This is a genomic window from Aureimonas glaciei, assembly GCF_014643375.1.
In the GTDB taxonomy this organism is placed as follows: domain Bacteria; phylum Pseudomonadota; class Alphaproteobacteria; order Rhizobiales; family Rhizobiaceae; genus Plantimonas; species Plantimonas glaciei.
In genome coordinates this window covers 290,083-315,795 of sequence record NZ_BMJJ01000003.1, presented here as the reverse complement: position 1 = coordinate 315,795, position 25,713 = coordinate 290,083, and the positions used below count along the sequence as shown (strand labels likewise).

Below are 25,713 nucleotides of genomic sequence, written 5' to 3'. Positions count from 1 at the left end.
AAGTGGCCGCGCGCTCGCCGGTCGTTGAAACCGGCCTCGCAGACGACCGACACCGACCGAAGTTTGACGACCATCTACGACAGGGCTGGAACGCAATGACCATCACGCTGCTCGACGCGATCCTTGTCGGGATCATGCTCGTCTCCGCTCTGCTGGCGATGGTCCGGGGGTTTTCCCGCGAGGTCCTCTCCGTGGTCTCCTGGCTCGCGGCGGCGGCGGCGGCCTTCTTCTTCTACGAGCAGCTGACGCCCTATGCGCAGGAATACATCGCCAACGAGGACGTCGCCATGGCGGCCTCCGCGCTGGCGATTTTCATCGTCACGCTGATCATCGTCTCCTTCATCACGCTGCGCATCGCCGACTTCATCATCGACAGCCGGATCGGTGCGCTGGACCGGGCGCTCGGCTTCCTCTTCGGCGCCGCGCGCGGGCTCTTGCTCGTCGTCGTCGCCATGCTTTTCTTCAACTGGTTGAGCCCGGCGGAATCGCAGCCCGGCTGGATCGTCAATGCCCGCTCCAAGCCCATGCTCGACGATCTCGGCGCGCGTCTCCTCGCCGCCGTGCCGGAAAAGCCGGTGGAGCTGCTGCCCGAGCAGCTGCGCGACAAGCTGGAGCCGTCGGTGAGCGGCGAGCCGGTCGCGGGAGAACCGGTCGCGGGCGAGCCGGCCACGCCGAGCGACGCCGCGCCGGCCGAGCCGTCCGAAACGGTCGATCCTGCCGAGCCCAGCTCCATCGAGGACGCCATCGGCGGCGCCACCGAGGCCCCGGCGAACTGATCGATTCCTGTCATCGAATTGTCGCCATCGCCGTCTTTTCGGTGCCATTTGCCATGTTGCGTCTCGCGCAATCGGGCGAGAGGGCCTATATGACGGGCGACAGCAAGGACTGACAACCGTACGGCCGGCCCCTGGAGACAGGGCCGTCGGTGCGGCTTTCGTCATTTTTGGACCGCGCCTCCCCGCGGTGGCGAGCAGAGGCGGATCGGCCAACCACGATCCGGGATGAGCGATCAGATGGATGAAACTCCCTTCGGCGATGCGGACGACGACAGCCTGCACGAAGAGTGCGGCGTGTTCGGCATTTTCAACCGCACGGACGCGGCGCCCTTCGTCACGCTCGGGCTGCATGCCTTGCAGCACCGGGGCCAGGAGGCAGCCGGCATCGTCGCCTTCGACGGCACGCAGTTCCACATCGAGCGCCATGCCGGCCTGATCGGCGACACCTTCACCAAGCAGGCGGTGCTGGAGCGCCTGCCCGGCCATGCCGCGATCGGCCATACCCGCTACTCCACCTCCGGCGGCGGCGGCCTGCGCAATGTCCAGCCCTTCTTCGCCGAGCTTTCCGCCGGCGGGTTCGCGGTCGCCCACAACGGCAACATCACCAATGCCATGACCGTGCAGCGCGAGCTGCAGCGCCGCGGCTCGATCTTCTCGTCCACGTCCGACACCGAGACGATCCTGCATCTCGTCGCCACCAGTGCGGCGCGGCTGTTCACCGACAAGCTGATCGACGCCCTGTCGCGGCTGGAAGGCGCCTTCTCGCTGGTCGGCCTCGCGCCGGAAAAGATGGTCGGCGTACGCGATGCCCTCGGCATCCGCCCTCTCGTCCTCGGCGATTTCGAGGGCTCGCCGATCCTCGCCTCTGAAACCTGCGCCCTCGACATCATCGGCGCCACCTTCGTGCGCGACATCGAGCCCGGCGAGATGGTGATCATCACCGAGGACGGCATCGAGAGCATCTTCCCCTTCCAGGCGCGGCGCCCGCGCTTCTGCATCTTCGAATATGTCTATTTCGCCCGCCCCGATTCCAACATCGAAGGGCGCAACGTCTACGACATCCGCAAGAAAATCGGGGCGGAGCTCGCCCGCGAGAGCCATGCGGCGGCGGACGTCATCGTGCCCGTGCCCGATTCCGGCGTGCCGGCGGCGATCGGTTATGCGCAGGAGTCGGGCATCCCGTTCGAGCTCGGCATCATCCGCAACCATTATGTCGGCCGGACCTTCATCCAGCCGACCGACGCGATCCGCCACATGGGCGTCAAGCTGAAGCACAATGCCAACCGCGCGGTGCTCGAGGGCAAGCGGGTGATCCTCGTCGACGATTCGATCGTCCGCGGCACCACCTCGCAGAAGATCGTGCAGATGGTGCGTGACGCCGGCGCCAGCGAAGTGCACATGCGCATTGCCAGCCCGCCGACGCGTTCGAGCTGCTTCTACGGCGTCGATACGCCTGAAAAGGCCAAGCTCCTGGCCTCGCGCATGTCGGTCGAGGAGATGGCCGACTTCATCAATGTCGACTCTCTCGCCTTCCTGACGATCGACGGCCTCTACCGCGCCGTCGGGGAGCCCTCGCGAAATGCCCATGCGCCGCAGTTCTGCGATGCCTGTTTCACCAGCGACTATCCGACATCGCTGACCGACGTCGAGGGCGCCGACAATGTCCGCCAGCTCTCGCTCTTGGGCGGCGTCAGCTGACGTCCAGAGGCTTGCCGCCTGCCGGGCGGCACGCCTTCCGGCCTTCGGGCATCCCTTGCCCCGTCACCCGGACTTGACCCGGGCCCCGCACCTCCCGCATTAAATCCCCGCATCGGCGCCCTGCGCGACGGCTCTGCCGTGGCGCGCGGACGCCGACGCTTCGGGCAGCATGGGAAGCACGGCAACGGCGCCCGACAGGGCCTTCGGCTGTCACCCGAGCGGTCGCCGAGGACGGTGGGCCACGAGCAAGGATCGGAACGACGGATGAGCGCAAGACTTCAGGACAAGATCGTACTGGTGACCGGCGCCTCGCGCGGCATCGGCTACCAGATCGCCAAGCAGATGGCGGCCGAGGGCGCGCATGTCGTGGCCGTCGCCCGCACCGTCGGCGGCCTGGAAGAGCTCGACGATGCCATCCGCCGCGGCGGCAATTCGGCGACGCTCGTGCCCCTCGATCTGACCGATGCCGGCGGCGTCGACCGTCTGGGCGAAGCGATCCACAAACGCTGGGGCCGGCTCGACGTGCTCGTCGCCAATGCCGGCGCGCTCGGCGTGCTGTCGCCGATCGGCCATATCGAGGCGAAGGTCTTCGAGAAGACCATGGCGCTCAACGTCACCGCCACCTGGCGGCTGATCCGCTCGGTCGATCCCCTGCTGCGGCTGTCGCCGGCCGGCCGCGCCATCGTCATGTCGTCGGGGGCCGCCCATTCCTGCCGTGCCTTCTGGGGCCTCTATGCCGCCACCAAGGCGGCCACCGAGGCCATGGTGCGGTCCTGGGCGGCCGAGACCGAGAACCTGCCGCTGAGGGTGAATTCGGTCAATCCCGGCGCCACGCGCACGGCCATGCGCGCGCTGGCGATGCCTGGTGAGGATCCGGACACGCTGCCGAAGGCCGCCGACGTCGCCGCGCGGATCCTGCCGCTGGCGTTGCCCGAGCTGACCGAGACCGGCCAGCTGTTCGACATTCGCGAGAACCGCTTCCTCGCCTATCGCGCGCCGCTCTGATGCGGCCCGATCTTCCGCGCCGTGAAGGCCCGGTGGTGGGACCGGAAGCCGCCACCACCGCGTCCGTGCACGAAGGCATCGACGCGATGCGCACGGCGCGCGAGACGATCGCGCTGGAGATTGCCGGGCTGGAGGCGCTGGCGGCCTCGATCGATGAGCGCTTCGTCGCCGTCGTCGATCTGGTCAAGGCCTGCCGCGGCCGCGTCATTGTCACCGGCGTCGGCAAGTCCGGGCACATCGGCCAGAAGATCGCGGCGACGCTCGCCTCCACCGGCACGCCCGCCTTCTTCCTGCATGCGGCCGAGGCGGCGCACGGGGATCTCGGCATGGTCGGTGACGACGACGTGGTCATCGCCATCTCCAATTCCGGCGAAAGCACCGAGCTCCAGGCGATCATCGAATATTGCCGGCGCTTTCGCGTGACGCTCGTCGCCATGACCGCGCGGCCGGCCTCGGCCCTCGGACGCCATGCCGACGCGCTGCTGGCCCTGCCGGACGCCGTGGAAGCCTGTCCGCTGGCGCTCGCGCCGATGACGTCGACGACGATGTCGCTCGCCATCGGCGACGCGCTGGCCGCCGCGCTGATCCGCGCCCGCAATTTCCAGCGCGACGATTTTGCCAAGTTCCATCCGGCCGGCAAGCTCGGTGCGCAGCTGCTGCGCATGCACGAAGTGCTGGAGCGCCTGCCTCATCTGAAGGAAGTCCCGAGCGTTCCGCGCGATGCGCTGCTGCCCGCGGTGATCGCCGCGATCTCCAACGGGCGGCGCGGCGCGACGGCGGTGATGGAGGCCGACGGGCGGCTCGCCGGCATCGTCACCGACGGCGACCTTCGCCGCGCCATGACCGACCGCAGCGTCTTCGACCGGACCGCCGCGGACATGATGACCGTCGACCCGCGCCAGATCGGTGCCGACAAGCTCGCGGTGGATGCGCTGGCGCTGTGCGAGGCCGAACGACTCGGCGCGCTGTTCGTCGAAGCCGACGGCGAGATCGTCGGGCTCGTCGACCTCAAGGGGCTGCTCTCGCTCGGGATCGTCTGACCGGCTCGGCCCCGAGCATCCTCATGCCGCCGCAGGGCGGGTTGTGACACGATCGGCACTGCCCTCCCGTCCGCCTTGCGCGACGGCTCCTGCGACCTCCCCTCGCCCGAAGCGACGTCTCAGTGGCCCACCGTCCGGGAAAACACGTTGACGACGATCACGCCGGCCATGATGAGGCCGAGGCCGACGATAGCCGGCAGGTCGAGCGGCTGCTTGCTCCAGAGCCAGGCGACGAGCGTGATCAGGACGATGCCGAGGCCGGACCAGACGGCGTAGACGACGCCGGTCGGCATGCTGCGCAGCGGGAAGGACAGGAGCCAGAAGGCGACGGCGTAGCCGAGGATGGCGACGAGGCTCGGCCCCACCCGCGTAAAACTTTCCGAGCGTGCCAGCGCGGTCGTCGCGACGACTTCGGCTGTGATCGCGGCCGCAAGAATCAGATAGAGCTTCAGCGAGGCCAAGCGGATCATCCCTTTCGGCCGACGCCGGGTTTGATCCATCCTATCGCGGCGCGGCAAGGGTGTCGCGGCCCGGCGGATGGCTTTTCTTCGAATCGCCAACCCGCTCGGGCGTCTTGTCGTCGCATGATCTTTCCCCGAAAGCCGGAAGGCCCCTTTCGGGATCAGCTTCAGCCCTTGGTGATCTCGTCGATGCGCTTCATCGTGGCGAGGAAGCCCGGCATCCAGTCCAGCGGCAGCATGTTCGGGCCGTCGCTCGGCGCGGTATCGGGCGCCTCGTGCGATTCGACGAAGAGAGCGGCGATGCCGACGGCGGCGGCGGCCTTGGCCAGCGGCGGGGCGAAGCGCCGGTCGCCACCCGACGACGTGCCCTGCCCGCCCGGCTGCTGGACGGAATGGGTGGCGTCGAAGACCACGGGATAGCCGGTCTCGGCCATGATCGGCAGCGCGCGGAAGTCGGTGACGAGGGTGTTGTAGCCGAAGGAGGCGCCGCGCTCGCACAGCATGATCCGCTCATTGCCGGAGCCGGCGATCTTCGCCGCGACATTGGCCATGTCCCAGGGCGCGAGGAACTGCCCCTTCTTGACGTTGATCGCCCGACCGGTCTTAGCGGCGGCGACGAGCAGGTCGGTCTGCCGCGACAGGAAGGCCGGGATCTGCAGGATGTCGACCGCCTCGGCCGCGGCGATCGCCTGCGGGATGTCATGGATGTCGGTGAGAACCGGGCAGCCGAAGGCGTCGCGGATGTCGGAGAGGATGCGCAGGCCCTCGTCGATGCCGATGCCGCGCGTGCCCGACAGCGAGGTGCGGTTGGCCTTGTCGTAGGAGGCCTTGAAGACGAAGGGAATGCCGGCCTCGGTGGCGATGCGGTCGAGGCTCTCGGCCATGAAGAAGGCATGTTGCCGCGACTCGATCTGGCACGGGCCGGAGATCAGCACGAAGGGCAGGCTGTTGCCGAAGCGGATCGCCCCGACGTCGAAATCCCGGTCGGCTTGGGTCTTTGTCACGGGCAGGTCCTCGTCAGAAGATGGCAGGCAGGGGTCAGGCGTCGAACATGCCGGTGGGCAGTCCGTCGAGGCTGACGGCGTTCTTTTCGCGGCGATAGGCTTCGAGCCCTTCCTCGCCCTTGGCCTCGGCGAAGTTCTGCATCGAGGCGCGCTCGCCGACATGCTCGAACAGCGGCACGCCGTAGCCACAGGAGGTGTGGACGAAGTCCACGTCGACGACGACGATCTGCCGCGTCCCGAGCGGCGCCTCTCCATCGAAGTGGCTGGCGATCATCGCATCGAATTCCGGCGTGTCCTTCAGCACGATCCGGCCGTGGCCGTAGAAGCGCAGGATCATCGGCGGCCCGTCGACGGCACAGAACATGATGGTGATCCGGCCGTCGGCCCGCATGTGCGCCGCCGTCTCGTTGCCGCTGCCGGTGAGGTCGCGATAGGCGACGGTGTTGGCACCCAGGACGCGAAAGGCGTCGGTGCCGCGCGGCGAGATGTTGATGCGGGTGCCGGCGGCGGCCGAGCCGGTGAAGAAGATCTTCTGCCGGGCGACGAAATCGCGGTGCCGGTCGTCGATGGCGGTGAACTGCTTGCCCATGGCGTCTCTCTCAGCCGGCGGAGGGGTCGGAGGCAGCGTCGAGGCGCGCGCGTCGCCGATACGCCCTGACGGAAAAGCCCATGGCGATGTAGTAGGCGACGACGGTGGCCGACAGCGTCTCCCAGAGATAGCTGGTGAGGAGGACGATGTAGAGGACAAGACCCAGGATCACCGGGATGACCATGTCGCGCCGTACCGGCATGGAGACGGTCTTGCCCGACCAGGTCGGGATGCGGCTGGCCATCAGGAAGCCGACAAGAAGGAGGTAGGCCGCCGACAGGAAGGCGGTGAACCTCGGCTCGCCGAGATCGACGCCGCTGAAGGAGAGGTACATCGGGAACATGGCGAGGCCCGCGCCCGCCGGGGCCGGCACGCCTGTGAAGAAGGCGGACTTCCATTCCGGCTGTTTCGGGCCGTCGAGCATGGTGTTGAAGCGCGCCAGGCGAAGGGCGCAGGTCGCCGAGTAGAGGAGCGCGGCGATCCAGCCGGCCGAGCCGGCCCCGCTCAGCGTATAAGCGTAGAGCACCATGCCGGGCACGACGCCGAAATTGACGATGTCGGCGAGCGAATCCATTTCCGCGCCGAACCGGCTCTGCCCCTTCAGGAGACGCGCGATGCGCCCGTCGACGCCGTCCAGCAGCGCCGCGCCGATCACCATGCCGACGGCGAGTTCAAAGCGGCCCTCGAAGGCGAGGCGCATGCCCGTCATGCCGGCGCAGATGGCGATGATGGTGATGAGATTGGGCACGATGTGGCGGAACGGGATGCGCCGCCGCACGGCCGGGGTCTCCGGCGGGTCGACCATATCGGTCTCGGGAACGTCCTTGTCGAAGGGCTGGAAGGGTGACTGCATGACTAGTCCCGCCGTGCCGAATAGGTCTGGAGGCCCGCGCCGAACTCGGCGATCACCGTCTCGCCGGCGATCGCCGTCTGGCCCTCGGAAACCCGCGCCTTCGCCCCGTCGGGCAGGTAGATGTCGAGGCGCGAGCCGAAGCGGATCAGGCCAAAACGCTCGCCCGCCTCGACGCGGTCGCCGACGCCACGCCAGCAGATGATGCGGCGGGCGAGAAAGCCGGCAATCTGGACGACACCGAGATCACCCTGCGGTCCCTCGATGACCAGCGAGTTGCGCTCGTTGACGTCGCTCGCCTTGTCGAGCTCGGCATTCTTGAACTCGCCCTCGCGATAGGCGATGCGGCTGATGCGGCCGCGCATCGGCGCGCGGTTCACATGGCAGTTGAAGACGTTCATGAACACCGAGACGCGCAGCATCGGCTCCGAGCCGAGGCCGAGTTCCTCGGGCGGCACGACATGGCCGACCAGCGACACCGTGCCGTCGGCCGGGCTGACGGCGAGCGTGTCGGACAAGGGCGTCACGCGCTCGGGATCGCGGAAGAAGTAGGCGCACCAGAGCGTCAGCACGACGCCGACCCAGAACAGCGGCTCCCAGAAGAGGCCGAGGACCACGGCGATGGCGAAGAAGATCGCGATGAACGGATAGCCGGCGCGGTGGATCGGGACGAGCGCGTTCCGGATCGAGGCGATCATGTGCATGCGGGCACTCCTTTTGGCGCGATAACGACGGCAAGCGCCTCATGGCTGCGTTAGGGCAAGTTTTGACGGCCTTCGCAAGATCGGACGGGCGAAAAGATGCCGGCGGCCGATCGCCTCACCCGGCCTCGATCGGCCGCTTGCGCTCGATGATGCCCTGCGCGTCGGCCTCGCGGGCCCGGCGCAGCGTCTCCTCCGCCTCGGTCGCCTCGCGCTGCATGCGCCACATCTCGGCATAGAGCCCGTCAGCGTCGAGCAGCGACTTGTGCGTGCCGCGCTCGACGATCGTGCCCGCCTTCAGGACGATGATCTCGTCGGCATTGATGATCGTCGACAGCCGGTGCGCGATGGTCAGCGTCGTGCGTTCCTGCGAGACGAGGTCGAGCGCCGACTGGATTTCCTGCTCGGTGTGCGTGTCGAGCGCCGAGGTCGCCTCGTCGAGGATGAGGATCGGCGGCGCCTTGAGGATCGTCCGGGCGATGGCGACGCGCTGCTTCTCGCCGCCGGAGAGCTTCAGCCCGCGCTCGCCGACCATGGTGTCGAATCCTTCCGGCAGGACGTCGATGAAGCCGGCGACCTGGGCGAGCTCGGCGGCGCGGCGCACGTCGGCATCGGTGGCGTCCATCCGGCCGTAGCGGACATTGTAGGCGATGGTGTCGTTGAACAGCACGGTGTCCTGCGGAACGATGCCGATCGCCGCCCGCACGCTGGCCTGCGTGACCTCCGAGATGTCCTGGCCGTCGATGGTAATGCGGCCGGAGGTGAGGTCGTAGAAGCGGAACAGCAGGCGCGAGATCGTCGACTTGCCGGCCCCGGAGGGGCCGACGATGGCGACCGACTTGCCGGGCGGCACCTCGAAGGAAATGCCCTTTAAGATCTCGCGCGCCGGATCGTAGTTGAAGCGCACGTTCTCGAAGCGGATGGCGCCGTCGGTGACCTTCAGCGCCACGGCGCCCGGCCGGTCCTTGACCTCTTCCTCGACCTCGAGCAGCGCGAACATCTGCTCGATGTCGGTGAGGCCCTGGCGGATCTCGCGGTAGATGAAGCCGATGAAGTTCAGCGGGATCGACAGCTGCATCAGCATGGCGTTGATGAAGACGAAATCGCCGAGCGTCTGCGTGCCGGCCTGCACCTCCAGCGCCGACATCACCATGGTCACGCCCATGCCGACGGCAAAAATCACGCCCTGGCCGAAATTCAGCCAGCCGAGCGAGGTCCAGGTCTGGGTCGCGGCCTTCTCGTAGCGCGCCATCGAGCGGTCGAAGCGCTCGGCCTCCATCGTCTCGTTGCCGAAATACTTCACCGTCTCGAAGTTCAAGAGCGAGTCGATCGCCTTGGTATTGGCCTCGTTGTCGCTGTCGTTCATCTCGCGGCGAATGGTGATGCGCCAGTCGCTCGCCTTGATGGTGAACCAGGAATAGAGCCAGACCGTCGCCGCGATCACGAGGAGATAGGAAATCCCGTAGCTGACGCCGAAGATCGCCGCGGTCAGGCCGAATTCGAGGATGGTCGGCGCGGTGTTGAGGATGGTGAATCGGACGATCGTCTCGATGCCCTTGGTGCCGCGCTCGATGATCCGCGACAGGCCGCCGGTGCGCCGCTCCAGATGGAAGCGCAGCGACAGTTTGTGCATGTGGTTGAAGGTGCGGAAGGCGAGCTGGCGCACGGCATACTGCCCGACGCTGGCAAACAGCGCGTCGCGCAGCTGGTTGAAGCCGACGGAGACGACGCGGGCGACATTGTAGGCGACGACGAGCGTCACCGCGCCGGTGACAGCGAGCGGCAGCCAGGAATGGGCCGTGTTGGCGCCGTCCAGCGCGTCGGTCGCCCATTTGTAGAAATACGGCACGCCGACGGTCAGGAGCTTGGCGATGACGAGAAAGAGCGTCGCCCAGACCACGCGCGCCTTCAGGTCCGGCCGACCCGCCGGCCACATATAGGGCGTGAGATTGCGGAGGGTCGCGAAGGTCGACTGGCTGTCGACCATTGGTTTCGGCATTTCGGACAAAGGCAGATCCATCGTGCGACGCGGCTCGGCGTCTTTCGATGGGTTCTAAAGTGAAACGCGCGAGGGAGGAAGCGCCCAGCGGGCAAAAGCGGTCATGCCCCGATCCTTCGCAGCCCGCCGACCGACGATCCGGTGGCGGCGCCGCCTGCTATTCGTCCTTCGGCGTCCGGAACACCTGGCCGGGATAGATGCGGTTGGGGTCGCGGATCTGGTCGCCATTGGCCAGATAAATCACGGTGTAGCGGGCGCCGCGCCCGTAGGTGTCGCGCGAGATGCGCCAGAGCGTGTCGCCGCGGCGGATGATGACGCGCGCCTCCACGGCTTCCAGCGCCGGCTGGCGCAGGACGGCGACGTCCTCGCCGGGCGCCGTCGCCGCGACGGCCGGGCTTTCGCTCCCGGCGGGCGTGGTGGTGGCGGCGGGCGCAGCGGCGAGGGTCTCCGCGGGCGGAGAGGACGCCAGCGGCGCCACGGCGACGGACGGGTCGACCGCGTCGGCCGGCGCAGGCTCGGCCAGCACGGGGGCGGCCGGCACTGGGGCGGCCGGCGGCGGGGTCGGGGACTGGGACACGGCGGAAGGCCCGGCCGGCGCGGTGGCGACCTGCGCCGCGGGCGCGGGCTCGGCCGGCGCGCCATCACCGGCCGCCGACGCGGCCGCGTCAGTCGGCGCAGCCTTGGCGGCCGGGGCCGGCGGACTGGCCGTCACCGGGGCCGTGGGCGCGGATATGGCCGACATGGCGCGGCCTTCCGGCCGGTTGAACGGCACTTCGACCCGGGCGATCACCGCTCCGGCGGCGTTCAGGGCATCGGCGCGCACCAGATGCTCGCCCGGCAGCACCGGCGCCTTGGCCGTCACCAGGAAGCGGTCGGCCAAAAGCTTCGGCGCCGCGGAGAGGAATTCATTGTCGATGTACACGCGCACCGAAGCCGCTCCCGCGGCCCGGCCGGCGATGTAGATCTGGTCGCCGTCGATCTCGACCGCCTCGACGGCAAGGGGCGTCGCCGGCTGCGACGGCGCGGACGTCTCGCCGGGCGTCAGCGGCAGCGTCAGGTCGCCCTGCGCCTCCGGCGCGCTCGACGGCAGCAGCGGCGCCGCGACCGCGGCACTGTCGGCTGGTGACGCGGCAGAAGGAGCCGCGGGCTCGCGGCCGGCGGGCGCGGCGGCGGGAATGCTGATCAGGCGCGACGGCTGGTCCGGCGACTCCACCATGGCCAGCAATTCGTTCTCGCGCCCCTTTTGCGGGATGCTGACGATCACCGTCTCCGCCGAGGTCGCGACCCTCCCGTCCGGTGCCGTCGCCTCGAGCGTCAACTGGTGCTCGCCCACCGCGAGCCTCTCGTCGAGAGCGACGACGAAGTCGCCGCTCGCGCTGGCTTTGTCCTCGCCGACCGTCGTCTGGCCGTCGCGAAGCAGGATGGCGCTGCCGGCCGGGGCGCGCCCGGCGAGAACCGTCGAACCGTCGGGCTCGACCCGCACGATGTCGAAGGTCGGCAAGGCCAGAGGGGCGTTTGCCGTGACCGGTTCGGCCACGGTGGATGCGGGTTCCTGCGGCGCCGTCTTCGCCGGGGCCGGACCGGACGCGGCGTCACCGGCCGCGGGTGCTTCCGTTGGCGCGGGAGACGCCGGCGCATCCGACGGCGCCGTAACTGAACCCGGTGTCGCCTCGTTCGGCGCAGAACCGGGTGCGGCCATTGCTTCCGCCTTCGAGGCTGGCGGATTTGCCGGCGCAGCCGAGGGTGCGGGCGGCGCGGATGGCGCCTCGGATGTCACCGTCGTGGACGGGGCGTCCGAGCCCGGGGCCTCGCCAGGCGTTGCGGCGGGAGCCCCCTCCGGCGACGGCGTCCCTTCGCTGCCCGAGGACGGCGCGGGGGTCGGGGCCGGATCGGCGGCGGACGAGTCTACGGAAGGCGCGCCGGGGCGCACGACATCGGCGATCTCGCCCACGGCCTGCGAGGCCTCGTCGCGGACGATGCGCAATTTTTCGGTGCTCAGCATGTCCCAGTAGCCGGCCAGAATGGCGGCGAACAGGAGGACGCAGAACAGGCCGGCACCGATGATTTTACGCTTCATGTGAGGACGCCGTCGCTCCCGAGAAAAAGCTGTCAAGAACACGCTTTGTTCATCGAGGTTTAACCAAGCCGGGGACCGGTCACAAGACGGCCGGCCGCTTAACCGGACTTCTGGTTAAAGCCCCGCCGCCATCGAGTTTCCCGGTGCCGATCCGCGGTCGCCAATCCGGCCGACCGCGGGGGGAGAGGACAGTACACGCGCTGGTCTCGCCTGCAAAAGCCGTGGGCCAGCGGACCTGGGGAACGCCGGCTCCCTTTCGGATCGGCGCCCGCTTAGGCGCCTGTCTTCGCAGGATCTTTTTCCGAAGCGGGAAGGCCGGCCTCCGGCATCATCGCTGGCTCAGGCAGGCGAGCGCGATCTCCAGGCTGCGCAGCCCGTCATGGCCGGAAACCGGCACCTCGGCCTCGCCGCGAATGGCGGCATAGAAGGCCGCATGTTCGGCCGCCAGCGGATCGCTCGCCGGCACGAAGAGCGCGCGCTGGCGAAAACTGCCGTCCTTGCCGTAGTCGCGGAACACGGTGACGGTCCGCTGCAGCATGTCGCAGACGAAGAAGTGGTCGCGTGTCGCCACCTCCATCCGCCGCTGGCGGAAGGGAGTCAGCCAGTTCGTGTTGATGCTGGCGATCGCGCCGCCGGAGGTGCGGAACTGCAGGAGCGCGCTGTCCTCGTGCGCCCCGAGCGTCTGGGAGACCAGCGCCTGGTGCTCGGCGATCTCGGACGCGGCGATCCAGCGGATGAGGTCGATGTCGTGCACCGCCAGGTCCAGCACGATGCCGACATCGCCGATGCGGGCGGGATAGGGGCTGGCCCGGGTGATGACGATCGAGCGCACGTCCTCGCCGGCCAGCGCCGCCTTCAGCGCCGCGAGCGCCGGGTTGAAGCGCTCGACATGGCCGACCATCAGCCTGAGGTCTCGGGCCTGCGCCAGCGCCACGAGATCGCGGGCCTCGTCCGCCGTCGCGGCGATCGGCTTTTCCACCAGCACATGCACGCCGGCCGACAGAAGCTCTGCAGCCATCGCATGGTGACGGGCGGTCGGCGCGGCGATGACGGCCCCGTCGATGCCGGCGGCCAGAAGCGCGGCGACGTCCGCATGGCCGGGCACGGCGTTGGCGGCGGCGACCGCCGTCCGGCGGGCCTCGTCGGGGTCGACGACGCCGACGAGACGGGCGGCCGGGCTGGCCGCGACGGTGCGGACGTGGTGCGCCCCCATCACGCCGCAGCCGATGACGCCGATCCTCAGTCTATCCGTCACTGCAATGCCTCTTCATGCTGGGGCCGATCCGCGCGGCCCCTGTCGGCCGCCGGCGTGGACCGGGAAAATTCGCAGCGGACGGACATGGCCGTCCGGCGATGGATGGGCCGGGCGGGCAGCGCCACAAGCGCCCTCCCCGCCCGGACGTCTCAGGCCGCCTCGGCGCGCAGTTCGGCCAGCGTCTCGGTGACCGCGCCGATGATCCGGTCCTGTGTCGCGGCATCGAGATAGGGATGCATCGGCAGGCTGATCACTTCGCCGGCGAGCCGGTCCGAGACCGGCAGGCCGTTGCCGGCCACGGGGAAATGCCGGTAGGCGGTCTGCCGATGCAGGGGTTTGGGATAATAGATCGCCGTCGGCACGCCGCGCGTCTTTAGCGCCGCGGCAAGGCCGTCGCGCAGGCCCGCGGGCACGCGGATGGTATACTGCGCCCAGGTCGAGACCGCGTTCGCGACGACGGTCTGCGGCGTGACGAGGCCGGCGAAGGCCGCGTTGTAGCGCTCGGCGATGCGGTTGCGGGCCTCGATCTCGCCGGGGAAGATGGCGAGCTTCTCGATCAGCACGGCGGCCTGGATCGTGTCCATGCGGCCGTTCATGCCGATGCGGACATTGTCGTAGCGGTCCTCGCCCTGGCCATGGACGCGCAGCGACTGCATCACGGCATGGAGTTCGGCATCGTCCGTCTGCACCGCGCCGCCGTCGCCATAGCAGCCGAGCGGCTTGGCCGGGAAGAAGCTGGTGGAGACGACGTCGGCCCATTCATTGGCCATCTTTCCGTCGAGCGTTCCGCCGAAGCCTTGCGCGGCGTCCGAGATCAGCTTCAGGCCGAACTCGTCGCACAGCGCACGGATCGCGGGATAGTCCGCCGCCTGGCCGAACAGGTCGACGGCAATCACCGCGCGCGGCACCAGCTGGCCGGCGGCGAGCGTCTCCTCGATCGCCCGGCGCAGATTGGCGGTATCGAGGTTGAAGGTTTCTTCGTCGACATCGACGAATACGGCCGTCGCCCCAACCAGCGCGACGACCTCGGCGGTGGCGGCGAAGGTGAAGCTCGGGCAGAACACCGCGTCCCCCGGCCCGACGCCCCAGGCCATCAGCGGCAGCACCAGCGCATCGGTGCCGGATCCGCAGGACAGGGTATGCGCGGCCCCGGAAAACGCCGACAGCTGGCGTTCGAGGGTGGCGATCTCCGGCCCCATGATGAAGGCGGCACTGTCGACGACGCGGGCGATGGCCGCGTCGATGCGGTCGCGAATCCGGTCGCGCTGCGCGCCGAGGTCGATGAAGGGGATCGGTCTGTCCATGCTCTTCCTCTTGGCTGCGATCGGCCTTTCCGGAAAACCCGGAGCATCCGTGCCGCACTGACTGCGTGGTGCGCCGCAGCGTCCCCGCGCAGCACTTCCGCCCGGTGGCTAAACTGTTTGGGCACGGAAGCAAACGCCGCAGCAGGGCGGCGCCCGGTCACATATTGTCGCGAAAGGGGGAGTTTTCGTGACCGGCCGGCCGAGCTGGCCAACCGCGGCGATCGGCGCCTCTGACCAGAACGCCGTTCCGCGGTGGCCACGCGGCACGGATTCCGGCGTCCTGCGGCGCGCCCGGCAGATCTCGCGTCGCCGAATCGCAGTGCCCGTTCCGGGCGGTCCGCGGGCCTTTCTTTCGTTGAGGCCGACGCCCCCAAAGCCGCCACCGGGCGATTTTCGACGAAAGAAACCCCTGGTCCGCCGCCATTGCGGGGCGGCGGTCGAATAGTGCGCGCCGCGCCTTGAAAAGCCGGGACGCTTCCTTTAGTGCACGGAGTTGGAGAGGTGGCCGAGTGGTCGAAGGCGCGCCCCTGCTAAGGGCGTAAACGGGGAACCGTTTCGAGGGTTCGAATCCCTTCTTCTCCGCCAGACGATCTTCAAAGCTTTACCGACAAGCCATCCCTGTGACTCAGGGATTGTAACCGCCGTCGCCAGCCGTTTCGCCCTTGAGAATCTCGCTCTCCACCGTCTTGGGCCGAGCAGGCGCCCGAGGTCGCGGACCTGCCTCTCCAGATCGCCCATGCTGGATGTGCCGACGAGGTCTTCGCCTGCCCGGATGGCGGCACGGACGCCCTCCAGCATTCGGTCCTTCCGGGCATAGAGCTGTGACGGCGAGACACCCGCCTGCCGCGGCACGAAGGACACTCTCAATCCCGCCTGCGTGCCTCCTCGACGAGGCCGCCTTCTCGGTCGTCGACCGTCGCTACCGGCGCTGCACGGAGGTGATCACGTCGACCCGCGAAAACGGGTCATCAGGAGCATTCAAATGGCCGTACACCTGGGCGGAGGCCTGTGCCGGCCATGCCGCCCGGCCGACCAGAACGGAGTGCGCGCGGCCGATCGATCGCGGCAGCAAAGTGAGGTCCATCTCCGGGCTCGGACGCGTCGCTATCGATCGGCTGGTTCCCGGCCGCCTGAACGGGCCAACGCGGCGTTAAAACCCGTCCCTAAGACCGCAGGTTTTGTTGCGGAAGAACTGCCGGATGGATTAGTAGCGTATTCTCATGCTGTCTCCGATGGGGCCCGCATTCGCCAGCGACCCCTTCAGGTCGATCGAGCCGCCGTGTCGAACCGGCGGCATTAGGGAGTTGAGACAACCATGAATCAGTTTTCCGCCGTCAGCCCCATCCCCCTGAACGATCTGAAGCGAATCTACCAGGACAGCTCGGAACCGATCACGGAGGCGGTGAACGCGGTGCTCGCATCGGGCTGGTGGCTCAACGGGGACAGGGCCGCGCGTTTCTGCGCCGATTTCGCCCGCTATGTGGGTGTCGAACACTGCGTCGGCGTTGCCAACGGCACCGACGCCTTGGAAATCGCCTTCCGCGCGCTCCTCTCCGTCCGCAAACCAAAGGGCCGCGACATCATCACCGTGGCCAATGCAGGCGGCTATTCGACCATTGCCGCCCGTTCGGTCGGCCTGACGCCGGTCTATGTCGATATCGAAGAAGCCTCTCAGCTGGCCGACATCGACTCCATCCTTCGCGCACTGAGCGACGAGACAGCCCTGGTCGTCGTGACGCACCTGTATGGTGGGGTGGTCGACGTATCCACTCTCCGGGAAAAGATGGATCAGGCCGGCCACCAGTCGGTTCCCATCCTCGAAGATTGCGCACAGGCCCATGGGGCCGAGCTTCACGGCAAGCGCGTCGGCAGCCTGGGCGACATCGCCACCTTCAGCTTCTATCCGACCAAGAATCTCGGCGCCTTCGGCGATGCGGGCGGCATCGTGACATCGGACGACGAACTGGCTCAGGCCTGCAATGCCCTGCGCCAGTACGGTTGGTCTGACAAATATACAATCGCCCGACCGGGGGGCAGGAACTCTCGCATCGACGAGATCCAGGCGGCGATCCTTTCGGTGCTTCTCCCCCATCTCGGTCAGGCGAACGATCGGCGTGTCCAGATACTGGCGCGCTATGCAGAGGCATTGCCCGAGGGCGTTCGTCTCGTTCAGAGTTCGCACGGAAGCGTCGGCCATCTGGCGATCCTCCTGGCTGACGATCGCGATGAGCTTCGCCGTCATCTGAGCGAACGACGGATCGGGACCGACATCCATTATCCGATCCTCGACTGTGATCAGCCCGGCTGGGCCGACATGCCAAAGCGCGAAGCTGCCGGCGGCCTGCCGGTTTCTCGCCGGAGTATCGGTCGTCTTCTGACCATTCCCTGTTTTCCGGGCATGACGGAGCAGGAGATCGAGCGGGTCAGCGAGGGGCTGTCCGCGTGGCGTCGTTGAAACCGGCGGACCTTGGCCTGGCCGTGCCCTTGATCAACCTTGCGCCGCGGCGCTCCCTGATTATTCCGATCTATCGGAACGAGGAGAACATCGACGACCTGATCGAAGTCCTCTCGGGGTTTTCGCGGGACCCCGGAGATATCGAAATCATCTTCGTGATCGACGGATCACCCGACCGGTCGGGCAAGATGATCGAGGGCCGCCTGGCCGAACTCGGTTGTCCTGCCACGGTCATCTACCACAGCCGGAATTTCGGCTCCTTCACGGCGATCCGGACCGGACTGGAACTGGCCCGCGGTGAGATGATCGCGGTGATGGCCGCCGATCTGCAGGAGCCACCTGAGCTCATACGCACGTTTTTCGGCTTGCTGGAGAGCGACGAGGGCGACATCGCCTTTGGTCAGCGCTCGGGGCGGCACGATTCCGTGCTCCAGAACGTCTTGTCCAACAGTTTCTGGTGGCTCTACCGGAAGATGGTCATCCGCGACATTCCCAAAGGCGGCGTTGATATTTTCGCTTGCAACCGGGCCGTCGCCGACTCTGTGCTGGAGATCCATGAGCCGAACAGTTCGCTCGTCGCGCAACTATTCTGGGTCGGATATCGTCGTGTCTTCGTCCCCTACGAGCGGCGGCCGCGGCTGAAGGGGACGAGCGCCTGGAATTTTTCGCGGCGGCTGCGCTACATGATGGACAGCATTTTCTCGTTCTCCGATCTGCCGATCCTGGCCGTCTTATGGATCGGAATCCTGGGATGCGTGCTGAGCCTGATCTTCGCCGTGGTCGTTCTCATGGGGCGCCTGTTCGGCCTGATCACCGAGCCCGGCTATACCGCTCTGGCGTTGCTCATCGTGTTTATGGGCTCTTCCACCCTGGCCGTTCAGGGCGTGATCGGATCCTATCTCTGGCGCACGTTTGAGAATACAAAGCGACGCCCGCTGCGCGTCATCCAGCAGATCGTCAGAAACGACCCGCCATTGCCGGGCACAGCGGCGCCAGCAGAGAGACTGCCATGACCACTCACGAAAGAGCCTTCTTCGTCCATCCTTCCGGGATCTGCGAGAGCGAAAACATCGGCGATAGAACCCGAATCTGGGCGTTCGCGCACGTGCTTCCCGGAGCGCAGATCGGGCAGGACTGCAATATCTGCGACAACGTCTTCATCGAGAACGACGTCCAGCTGGGCGACGGCGTGACAGTCAAATGCGGCGTCCAGGTCTGGGACGGCATCACCATCGGCGATCGCGTCTTCATCGGTCCGAACGCAACGTTCACCAACGACCGTTTTCCCCGCTCGCGGCAATATCCCGAGGTGTTCCAGAAGACGGTCGTCGAGGACGATGCCTCCATCGGCGCCAATGCCACGATCTTGCCGGGCCTGCGGATCTCGCGCGGCGCCATGATCGGCGCCGGCGCCGTCGTCACGAGAGACGTGCCCCCGAACGCCATCGTCGTCGGCAATCCCGCGCGGATTGTCGGTTATTCCAACACCAAGCTGCAGGCAGACTCGCCGGTAGCGGCCAGCGGCGAAACGGACCTCGATGAGGCCGTGACCGAGCTCGGCGTCGGCGGCGCGACGCTGCATCGCCTGAAAGTCGTCTCCGACATGCGCGGGAGCCTCTCCGTCGGCGAGTTCGAGAAGGATCTTCCTTTTCAGGCCAAGCGTTATTTCGTCGTCTACGACGTTCCTTCGCGCGAGGTTCGGGGAGAACATGCGCACAAGGTCTGTCAGCAGTTTCTGATCTGCCTGCGCGGATCCGTTACCGTTCTGCTCGATGACGGCAAGAACCGGACGGAGGTCCTCCTCGATCGCCCCAGCCGCGGGGTCCACATGCCCGCTATGGTCTGGGGAACCCAATACCGCTATACGGACGATGCCGTCCTTCTCGTCTTTGCCTCAGAAAATTACGATTCCAACGACTACATTCGGTCCTACGAAGACTTCAAGCGAGCGACGACTCGTGATTGATCGAATTCGGCAGTTGCGGCAGAAGGACGTCGCCCGTCAGCTCACGCGATTTTTGATATCCGGCGTTCTTAACACCGGGACGACATATCTTATTTTTCTGGCCCTGCTACAATTCTTCAGTTACCGACTGGCATATTCGATTACATACGCTTGTGGGATACTGATCGCCTATTTTCTGAACTCGCGTTTCGTTTTCCGCAAACAGTATACGGTGCGTCTAGGCCTGGCCGTTCTGGTTTCCTACTCCATCCAGTATTTATACGGGCTGCTCGCGCTGTCGATCCTCGTGGACGCTCTGGATGTGCCGCCGTCCGTGGCCATGCTCGTCGTGGTCCTGACGGCCATCCCTCTGCAGTTTGCGATCCTGAGAAGCGTCGCCGATACGATACCCGGGAAGGCCCGGTAAGCCCTTCCCTCCGCAGCCCGTTCGTCGCGTTGAGGGCTGTTCGCAGCGAAGCAGACAGGACAAACCCGACCGTCGCAGGAGAAGGCGAACTGGCCTGACGGTCCACGGCGGCGTTGCAGCCGGGGCGAGCGACAATGGGCTGGCTCAGGTACGTTGCCCCTCCGCTCCATCCAGTGGGGAGTTCTTCGATCGAAAAAGGGAAGGCGGGACCGGGAGCAGGCTCCCCTCTATCGGCTTCGACAAGACCTGTGTAAGCCGCGCAGATGCCCAGCGAGCGAGGAGCGTCGCTCTGCCCGGCGCCGAAAAACGCGACGCTTGCCCGCAGAGGCCAGCACCCCGACGGCCAGGCCCTGACGGGATTGGCCGCTGCGAAAAGGTCACGAATCAATCCTAGCAGCGGCAGTTGCGATGTCGTACACGCCGTATCGCGCTCACGCGGTACTCAACTTCAGCCAGGGGCACACCTTGATTCTCGACTTCTTCCTTCTCCCGTGGCGACAGCGCGGGCTGATCGGCAGTCTGACGCGTCGCGAAGTGGAGGCGCGCTATCGCGGATCGTTTCTCGGTTTCGGTTGGTCGGTCCTGCTGCCGCTGATGTCCATCGGCATCTATTCCTTCGTGTTCGGCACGCTTGTCCAAGCGCGGTGGCAGGTGCCGAGCAGCGCCCCCGGCGACTACTCCTTCGCCATGCTGCTGTTCGGCCCCTTCATTGCCTACACCATCTTCGCCGAGTCGATCGGTCGGGCGCCCACGCTGATCCTGGACAACACGCCTTATGTGAAGAAGGTCGTCTTCCCGCTGGAGGTTCTTTGCTGGGTCACGCTCTACAGCGCCCTGTTCAACGCGGCGGTCGCCTTCCTGGTCTTCATCGGCTTGTTCATCGTCCTTTACGGCCTGCCGAGCGTCACGATTCTGCTCCTGCCCTTCGCCGTGCTGCCCATCGCCCTGATTTCGCTCGCCGCGCTTTTCTTTCTCTCCTCGATCGGCGTCTTCCTGCGCGACATCCGGCAGATCGTACCGCTCCTCACCACGGCCTTCCTGTTCCTTTCCCCGGTCTTCTTCCCCCTCGAGGCGATCCCGGAGGCTTACCGGCCGCTGATGTACCTCAATCCTCTGACACTGGCCGTCGGCCACATACGCGATGTCATTTTCTGGGGCACCGTGCCGCCGCTCGGCGAATGGGCCCTCTACGCTCTTCTCTGCTTGTCTGCGGCGGTACTGGGGTATCTCTGGTTCATGCGCACGAAGAAGGCCTTTGCCGATGTCCTCTGAGATGACTGCTCCGGTTCAGCCGTCGTATGAGATGGAGGATCGCGATGACTCCGGACCTGCAATCCATGCCCGAGGGCTCGGAAAGGCCTACCTGATCTTTTCCAAGCCAGAAGATCGCCTCAAGCAGATGATCTTCAAGCGCCGGCGTTTCTTCGAGGAGTATTGGGCCTTCCAGGGTATCGATCTCGACATCCAAACCGGCGAGACCGTGGGAATTATCGGCCGCAATGGTTCGGGTAAGTCGACCCTGTTGCAGGTCATCGCCGGGACTCTGGAACCCACAACCGGCACCTGCTCCGTTCGCGGGCGCGTCGCGCCGCTGCTGGAGCTCGGGGCCGGTTTCAACCCGGAATTTACCGGCCGCGAAAATGTCCGCCTGGCCGGAACGATCCTGGGGCTCTCGAGGGACGAGGTGAGCGCGCGCTTGGAAGCTATCCTTGCCTTCGCCGGCATCGGCGACTTCATCGAACAGCCGGTGAAGACCTACTCCTCCGGCATGTACGCTCGCCTTGCTTTCGCAGTCGCCGCGCATGTGGATGCCGACATCTTCATCGTCGATGAAATTCTGTCGGTGGGTGACTTTTCTTTCCAGAGCAAGTGCTTGGCGAAGCTGGAGGAGCGGCGGGCTGCCGGGGCGACGGTCCTTTTTGTCAGCCATGATATTTCGCAGGTTCGCAAGATCTGCGACAGAGCGATCTACATGAAGGATGGCCGTCTCGCGGCCTTCGGCCCCGTCCGGGAGGTGTGCGACCGCTACTTTGAGGATTCGTCAGGACTCATGGCCGCCGAGGCGCCTGTTCGCAGGATCGTCGAGCCGCTTGATTCCGGGACCGTGTCTCCGCGCTCTGAGGCTCACCCCATAGGACCGGACATGCTGGCTGAGTTCGCCGACAGTGTTCATCCCTTCCGCACGGGACCGCGGACCAAGGGCCATATCGACTACGTCTCGGTCAACGGCAACCAGCAGGAACTCGCCCACGTCGATTTCGGCGATCAGGTTGTCGTTGAAGTCTATGCCACGGTCAGCAAGTCTATGGCCGACGCGACGATCTCGGTTTACATCATTGATGCCGCGGGCCAAATGATTATTGGAACAAACAGTCGATACGAGGGTCTGCCGCCAGATGCCTTGTCACAGCACGGTCAACACCGCATCTCCTTCGCCTTCGAAAATCGTCTTCTCTCGGCGGAATATGGCGTCACCGTCATTCTCTCCACTTTCGATCCGAAGGGACCGACCGAGTACGAGGACTACATCACGATCGCTCGTCGCCTGACATGCCTGCCTTCTCCGGAGAATCAACGCTGGGCACTATTTAATCCTGAAATGACACTCCGCCACGACCCGATAGCAGAGTAGGAACGACCATGTCCGCCCGCCAGCCCGTGGAAGAAATAGAGGCACACTACAGTGTCGCAGACCCTTGGAACTATGAGGGAAACGTCGATGACGACCGTCGAAAGAGCGAATTGCTCTCGGTTCTCCCTAATAAGCCCTTCCAGCGAGTTTTGGATATCGGTTGCGGCGATGGCTTCATCACCTTCGCTTTGCCGGGGGAGCAAATCCTCGGCGTCGACATTTCCGCCCGTGCGATCGAATTCGCCCGGCTCAGGAATGCCTCGCAGCCGGATCCTTCTCGAATTGCGTTTGAATGCCTCTCCCTGTTCGATCTGAGCGCCAAAAAACTCGGGCAGTTCGATCTTATCATCATCACCGGCGTCCTGTACTCGCAGTATATTGCCAAGGGCGCCGCAAACGTCCGTCTGATCATCGACGATCTACTGGAGCCTGGCGGCATTCTTGCAAGTTGCCACATCGCGGCCTGGCAACCGGTGCGCTTTGCCTACGATCCCCTCGACGAAATCCATTACCCCTATCGGGACTTCACCCATGTCCTAGAGGTCCTGAAAAAATGCTCTTAATGTACCATAAGGTTGCTCCAGATACCCCGACGATGTGGTGGGTAAGCTCGGATGCATTCGACCGCCAGATGGCGGATTTGCAGGCTTACGACGTGGTGCCATTGAGCGAGTATGATCCGAGCAACCGGAGGCATGCCTGCATCACTTTCGACGGCATCTACGAAAACGTCTATCAGTACGCCTTTCCGATCCTGAAGAAGTGGGGTTACCCGTTCGAACTCTTTGTGATCGGCGATCATATTGGCGGCGACAACGCGTTTGACACGGTCGAGCCCCTGACGCCCTTCTGCACCTTGGAGCAGCTGCTCGAAATGGCCGAGGGCGGCGCGCGGATCCAGTGGCACACGCGCTCTCATCAACGCTTGAAGAACGCCTCCGACGAGACCCTCGACGACGAACTTCTGGTTCCGCCGGGTCTCAGAGAGATGTTTTCCGCCCCCCATTTCGACTGGTTCGCCTACCCCCACGGCGACCATGACGATCGCGCCGTCGAGCGGGTCAAGGAGCACTATGTCGGCGCCCTCTCCTGCATCGCCGGCAGCGATGGAGATCGTTATCAGCTGAACCGGATCACCGTGGAGGAGTCCACGAAACTTTCGTCCAGCAGCGTGACGGTGATCATTGCAAACTACAACTATGGTCCATTCATGCCAGAAGCCGTCGCTTCGGTACTGGCACAGACCAGGCAGCCGGACGAGATTATCATCCTTGACGATTGTTCGAGCGATGGGTCTCAGAAGATCGCGCGGCGTTACGCGGATAAAGCGAGGGTCGTCCTGAACGAGAAGAACCTCGGCATTGTCGAGAACTTCCGGAAGGGCGTTTCGCTGGCCAACAGCGACTACATTGTGTTTCTCGGTGCCGACAACCGGATGCGGCCGGACTACATCGAGCGCTGCAAGGCAATCCTGGACGCAAATCCTGAAGCTGGCGTCGTCTACACCGACATGCTGATCTTCGGCGAGCGTGCCGCAGCCCTGGCAGAAACCGTCGGCGCGGAACTCATCGGGGACAGCAAGGCGGAGCGGTGGCCGCTTTATGCCTGGCGTTTTCCCGATCCCACGCCGGAAGCCGTCGCGGGACTTGCGATCAGGAACTTCATCCATGGTTCCTCGATGTACCGCAGATGCGCCTATGATCAGGTCGGCGGCTATCGAGCCAGCGAACTTCCCGAAGACCATCATCTCTTCCACCGGATGGTTGTCGCCGGGTGGAAGCCTATGCGCTGCGCGCACACTGTCCTGCAGTACCGGCAACACTCCTACAAGCAAGCGAATTCTGTCCTGAGCCTCCAGAACGAGGTGTCCTACTGGCGTACGCAGTTCTATTCCAACGCTGAGAAGTTGGCAGCGTTCGAGCGGGAGGCAGAGGAGCGCGCGCTCAACGGTGACGTCATGGACGCCGAGTTCAAGCGGCTCGTACAGGCGGTGAGCAAGGTGCAGCTCATCGTGTCGAGCCAGATGCTCGACGTGCAGCGCTATGCCGCCGAATTCGACCTGCCGCTTGACGACGTCGATCAGGTCGTTTGGCACTATCTTCTCTGTGGTGAGCCGCAGGGAATTGCCCCGAGCGAAAAGTTCGACCCTGCGTATTACTCCACGACCTATCGCGACGTCGCTTCTGCCGGACTGAGCCCGCTGCTTCACTACCTCACGTGGGGACGGTTCGAAGGACGGCTCGCGCGCCCCGCTGCGCCCGACGTCGCACTACCGCAAGGCGGACCGGCAGCGCTGGGCTGACCGGTAAAACTTGGCACGCGTCGACAACGAAGACGCGTGCCCTTCAGACTTATCCTCCCTCCACCGTCGTCTCCTAGAATGATCTCCTGTTCGTCAGGAGATCACCATGGCCGTCACGCCGCATCTCTCCCTCCCCCTCCTCGCCGCCGCGCAGGCCCAGAAGCATGTGACGCACAACGAGGCGCTGCTGGCGCTTGACGCGTTCGTGGGCGCGGCCGTCCGCGACAGGGGCCGCTCTGCGCCGCCCGAGCAACCGGCGGACGGCGACCGGCACCTGGTGGCGGCCGAAGCCGTCGGCGCCTGGGCCGGCAGAGAGGGCACCATGGCCGCGTTTCAGGGCGGAGCCTGGGTCTTCTACGCACTGAAGCCCGGCATGCGCCTCTTCGTCGAGGACGAGGGTCGCTTGCTGGTCCACGACGGGCTGACATGGCGCGACGCACTCGGCACGGTGTCGAGGCTCGGCATCAATGCCACGCCGACGGCCGTCAACCGGCTTGCCGTCTCGGCCCCCGCAACGCTTCTTGACCATCAGGGCGACGACCATCGCCTGTTGATCAACAAGGCAGAGACGGCCGACACGGCCAGCCTGGTCTTCCAGAACGCCTACGCCGGCAAGGCGGAAATCGGTCTCGCGGGCTCGGACGCGCTGTCGGTAAAGGTCAGCACGGACGGGATGGCGTGGCGCGAGGCGATGCGTCTGGACGCGGCCACCGGCGCCGTCCTGAAGCCCCACTGCGTCAGCTTCGAAGCCACCGGCAGCGGACAGGCCCACACGACGTCGGCCGACTACCAGACCATCGGCGCCCCCAACTTTCCCGGCACCTTCGATGTCATCCAGCACCAGGTCGGCAACGCATTCGACCCGGCCACCGGCCGCTTCACGGCACCCGTGAGCGGGCGGTATTACATCTACGCCGGGATATTTCTGATCGGAATAATCGGTAGCGGCAGGCTATGCCTTTCACGGAACAACAACCCTGACCTCACATATCAGATCACCTTTTCGTCGGTCGTTCCTTGCGTCCTCTCTCGGATAGTGATGCTCGAATTGGGGGACACAATCGAATTGGCCACCGGTAATATGGATCACGACAGCGGAAACTATTTTACCTTCTGGAGTAGTCATTCCGCCTTCGGCGCAATGCTGGTCGGATGACTTAGCGGCCGACTACGTCGCCGCTAAAGTCGAACAC

Annotated in this window: 22 protein-coding genes, 1 tRNA gene and 1 pseudogene; 14 read left to right on the top strand and 10 right to left on the bottom strand. The window is 65.7% G+C overall.

Features of this window, described 5'->3' with window-relative positions:
* Positions 1-95: 95 nt before the first annotated feature.
* The 4 genes from IEX88_RS08215 (at position 96) to IEX88_RS08200 (ending at position 4,519) form a co-directional block, all read left to right on the top strand.
* Positions 96-776, top strand: coding sequence for a CvpA family protein (locus tag IEX88_RS08215; RefSeq protein ID WP_188850097.1), 681 nt, complete (start codon positions 96-98; stop codon positions 774-776).
* 237 nt (positions 777-1,013) lie between these two features.
* On the top strand, positions 1,014-2,474 hold the full coding sequence (purF, locus tag IEX88_RS08210; protein ID WP_188850096.1) for an amidophosphoribosyltransferase: 1,461 nt from the start codon (positions 1,014-1,016) through the stop codon (positions 2,472-2,474).
* Positions 2,475-2,738: 264 nt separating this feature from the next.
* On the top strand, positions 2,739-3,479 hold the full coding sequence (locus IEX88_RS08205; protein ID WP_188850095.1) for an SDR family NAD(P)-dependent oxidoreductase: 741 nt from the start codon (positions 2,739-2,741) through the stop codon (positions 3,477-3,479).
* 32 nt (positions 3,480-3,511) lie between these two features.
* Positions 3,512-4,519 carry a KpsF/GutQ family sugar-phosphate isomerase gene (locus tag IEX88_RS08200; protein WP_244639951.1) on the top strand — a complete coding sequence of 336 codons (1,008 nt, stop codon included), beginning with the start codon at positions 3,512-3,514 and terminating at the stop codon, positions 4,517-4,519.
* Between the two features lie 119 nt (positions 4,520-4,638).
* Here the strand turns inward: IEX88_RS08200 and IEX88_RS08195 are convergent, their stop codons facing one another.
* The 9 genes and pseudogenes from IEX88_RS08195 to IEX88_RS08155 form a co-directional block, all read right to left on the bottom strand.
* Complete coding sequence (locus tag IEX88_RS08195; protein ID WP_188850333.1) at positions 4,639-4,971, bottom strand: SMR family transporter; 333 nt, start codon at positions 4,969-4,971, stop codon at positions 4,639-4,641.
* A gap of 176 nt (positions 4,972-5,147) precedes the next feature.
* Positions 5,148-5,984 carry a 3-deoxy-8-phosphooctulonate synthase gene (kdsA, locus tag IEX88_RS08190; RefSeq protein WP_188850093.1) on the bottom strand — a complete coding sequence of 279 codons (837 nt, stop codon included), beginning with the start codon at positions 5,982-5,984 and terminating at the stop codon, positions 5,148-5,150.
* Positions 5,985-6,018: 34 nt separating this feature from the next.
* Positions 6,019-6,573 (bottom strand): pyridoxamine 5'-phosphate oxidase family protein, encoded by a 555-nt coding sequence (locus tag IEX88_RS08185; RefSeq protein ID WP_188850092.1) that lies wholly within the window; start codon positions 6,571-6,573, stop codon positions 6,019-6,021.
* Between the two features lie 10 nt (positions 6,574-6,583).
* The gene (locus IEX88_RS08180; protein ID WP_188850091.1) at positions 6,584-7,426 is read right to left on the bottom strand and encodes a CDP-alcohol phosphatidyltransferase family protein; all 843 of its coding nucleotides are present in this window, start codon (positions 7,424-7,426) and stop codon (positions 6,584-6,586) included.
* Between the two features lie 2 nt (positions 7,427-7,428).
* A pseudogene (locus IEX88_RS08175) lies at positions 7,429-8,133 on the bottom strand (phosphatidylserine decarboxylase); the annotation flags it as partial.
* 109 nt (positions 8,134-8,242) lie between these two features.
* Positions 8,243-10,123 (bottom strand): ABCB family ABC transporter ATP-binding protein/permease, encoded by a 1,881-nt coding sequence (locus IEX88_RS08170; protein WP_188850332.1) that lies wholly within the window; start codon positions 10,121-10,123, stop codon positions 8,243-8,245.
* A gap of 157 nt (positions 10,124-10,280) precedes the next feature.
* Positions 10,281-12,200 (bottom strand): LysM peptidoglycan-binding domain-containing protein, encoded by a 1,920-nt coding sequence (locus IEX88_RS08165; protein WP_188850089.1) that lies wholly within the window; start codon positions 12,198-12,200, stop codon positions 10,281-10,283.
* A 328-nt stretch (positions 12,201-12,528) separates the two neighbouring features.
* Entirely contained in the window at positions 12,529-13,455 is a 927-nt protein-coding gene (locus tag IEX88_RS08160; protein ID WP_244639948.1) for a Gfo/Idh/MocA family protein, read from the bottom strand.
* A gap of 149 nt (positions 13,456-13,604) precedes the next feature.
* Positions 13,605-14,759 carry a DegT/DnrJ/EryC1/StrS family aminotransferase gene (locus IEX88_RS08155; RefSeq protein ID WP_188850088.1) on the bottom strand — a complete coding sequence of 385 codons (1,155 nt, stop codon included), beginning with the start codon at positions 14,757-14,759 and terminating at the stop codon, positions 13,605-13,607.
* 495 nt (positions 14,760-15,254) lie between these two features.
* Here IEX88_RS08155 and IEX88_RS08150 point away from each other — a divergent pair.
* A tRNA-Ser gene (locus IEX88_RS08150) sits at positions 15,255-15,344 on the top strand.
* Between the two features lie 334 nt (positions 15,345-15,678).
* Here IEX88_RS08150 and IEX88_RS08145 read toward each other — a convergent pair.
* Complete coding sequence (locus tag IEX88_RS08145) at positions 15,679-15,843, bottom strand: hypothetical protein (protein WP_188850087.1); 165 nt, start codon at positions 15,841-15,843, stop codon at positions 15,679-15,681.
* A gap of 231 nt (positions 15,844-16,074) precedes the next feature.
* Between IEX88_RS08145 and IEX88_RS08140 the strand changes: the two genes are divergently transcribed.
* The 9 genes from IEX88_RS08140 (at position 16,075) to IEX88_RS08100 (ending at position 25,676) form a co-directional block, all read left to right on the top strand.
* A complete protein-coding gene (locus tag IEX88_RS08140; protein WP_188850086.1) occupies positions 16,075-17,214 on the top strand; it encodes a DegT/DnrJ/EryC1/StrS family aminotransferase in 1,140 nt (379 codons plus the stop codon).
* The gene (locus tag IEX88_RS08135) at positions 17,202-18,227 is read left to right on the top strand and encodes a glycosyltransferase family 2 protein (RefSeq protein WP_210319250.1); all 1,026 of its coding nucleotides are present in this window, start codon (positions 17,202-17,204) and stop codon (positions 18,225-18,227) included. The genes IEX88_RS08140 and IEX88_RS08135 overlap by 13 nt, the downstream gene beginning before the upstream one ends.
* Complete coding sequence (locus IEX88_RS27035; protein ID WP_188850085.1) at positions 18,224-19,180, top strand: WxcM-like domain-containing protein; 957 nt, start codon at positions 18,224-18,226, stop codon at positions 19,178-19,180. Before IEX88_RS08135 ends, IEX88_RS27035 begins: the two co-directional genes overlap by 4 nt.
* A 13-nt stretch (positions 19,181-19,193) precedes the next feature.
* On the top strand, positions 19,194-19,586 hold the full coding sequence (locus IEX88_RS08125) for a GtrA family protein (protein ID WP_188850084.1): 393 nt from the start codon (positions 19,194-19,196) through the stop codon (positions 19,584-19,586).
* A gap of 408 nt (positions 19,587-19,994) precedes the next feature.
* Positions 19,995-20,858 carry an ABC transporter permease gene (locus IEX88_RS08120; RefSeq protein ID WP_188850083.1) on the top strand — a complete coding sequence of 288 codons (864 nt, stop codon included), beginning with the start codon at positions 19,995-19,997 and terminating at the stop codon, positions 20,856-20,858.
* Positions 20,848-22,218, top strand: a complete 1,371-nt coding sequence (locus IEX88_RS08115; RefSeq protein ID WP_188850082.1) for an ABC transporter ATP-binding protein — start codon at positions 20,848-20,850, stop codon at positions 22,216-22,218. Before IEX88_RS08120 ends, IEX88_RS08115 begins: the two co-directional genes overlap by 11 nt.
* Positions 22,219-22,226: 8 nt before the next feature.
* Entirely contained in the window at positions 22,227-22,781 is a 555-nt protein-coding gene (locus tag IEX88_RS08110) for a class I SAM-dependent methyltransferase (RefSeq protein ID WP_188850081.1), read from the top strand.
* Positions 22,781-24,520: a glycosyltransferase gene (locus IEX88_RS08105; protein ID WP_188850080.1), complete on the top strand. Its 1,740-nt coding sequence runs from the start codon at positions 22,781-22,783 to the stop codon at positions 24,518-24,520. Before IEX88_RS08110 ends, IEX88_RS08105 begins: the two co-directional genes overlap by 1 nt.
* 106 nt (positions 24,521-24,626) lie before the next feature.
* A complete protein-coding gene (locus IEX88_RS08100; protein WP_188850079.1) occupies positions 24,627-25,676 on the top strand; it encodes a DUF2793 domain-containing protein in 1,050 nt (349 codons plus the stop codon).
* The last annotated feature ends 37 nt before the right edge of the window (positions 25,677-25,713 follow it).

Coding starts and splice junctions, on each gene's coding strand:
- IEX88_RS08215 (WP_188850097.1), top strand. CDS start 96: ATGACCATCACGCTGCTCGACGCGATCCTTGTCGGGATCATGCTCGTC.
- purF (WP_188850096.1), top strand. CDS start 1,014: ATGGATGAAACTCCCTTCGGCGATGCGGACGACGACAGCCTGCACGAA.
- IEX88_RS08205 (WP_188850095.1), top strand. CDS start 2,739: ATGAGCGCAAGACTTCAGGACAAGATCGTACTGGTGACCGGCGCCTCG.
- IEX88_RS08185 (WP_188850092.1), bottom strand. CDS start 6,573: ATGGGCAAGCAGTTCACCGCCATCGACGACCGGCACCGCGATTTCGTC.
- IEX88_RS08180 (WP_188850091.1), bottom strand. CDS start 7,426: ATGCAGTCACCCTTCCAGCCCTTCGACAAGGACGTTCCCGAGACCGAT.
- IEX88_RS08170 (WP_188850332.1), bottom strand. CDS start 10,123: ATGCCGAAACCAATGGTCGACAGCCAGTCGACCTTCGCGACCCTCCGC.
- IEX88_RS08165 (WP_188850089.1), bottom strand. CDS start 12,200: ATGAAGCGTAAAATCATCGGTGCCGGCCTGTTCTGCGTCCTCCTGTTC.
- IEX88_RS08155 (WP_188850088.1), bottom strand. CDS start 14,759: ATGGACAGACCGATCCCCTTCATCGACCTCGGCGCGCAGCGCGACCGG.
- IEX88_RS08145 (WP_188850087.1), bottom strand. CDS start 15,843: ATGGACCTCACTTTGCTGCCGCGATCGATCGGCCGCGCGCACTCCGTT.
- IEX88_RS08140 (WP_188850086.1), top strand. CDS start 16,075: ATGAATCAGTTTTCCGCCGTCAGCCCCATCCCCCTGAACGATCTGAAG.
- IEX88_RS27035 (WP_188850085.1), top strand. CDS start 18,224: ATGACCACTCACGAAAGAGCCTTCTTCGTCCATCCTTCCGGGATCTGC.
- IEX88_RS08120 (WP_188850083.1), top strand. CDS start 19,995: ATGTCGTACACGCCGTATCGCGCTCACGCGGTACTCAACTTCAGCCAG.
- IEX88_RS08115 (WP_188850082.1), top strand. CDS start 20,848: ATGTCCTCTGAGATGACTGCTCCGGTTCAGCCGTCGTATGAGATGGAG.
- IEX88_RS08110 (WP_188850081.1), top strand. CDS start 22,227: ATGTCCGCCCGCCAGCCCGTGGAAGAAATAGAGGCACACTACAGTGTC.
- IEX88_RS08105 (WP_188850080.1), top strand. CDS start 22,781: ATGTACCATAAGGTTGCTCCAGATACCCCGACGATGTGGTGGGTAAGC.
- IEX88_RS08100 (WP_188850079.1), top strand. CDS start 24,627: ATGGCCGTCACGCCGCATCTCTCCCTCCCCCTCCTCGCCGCCGCGCAG.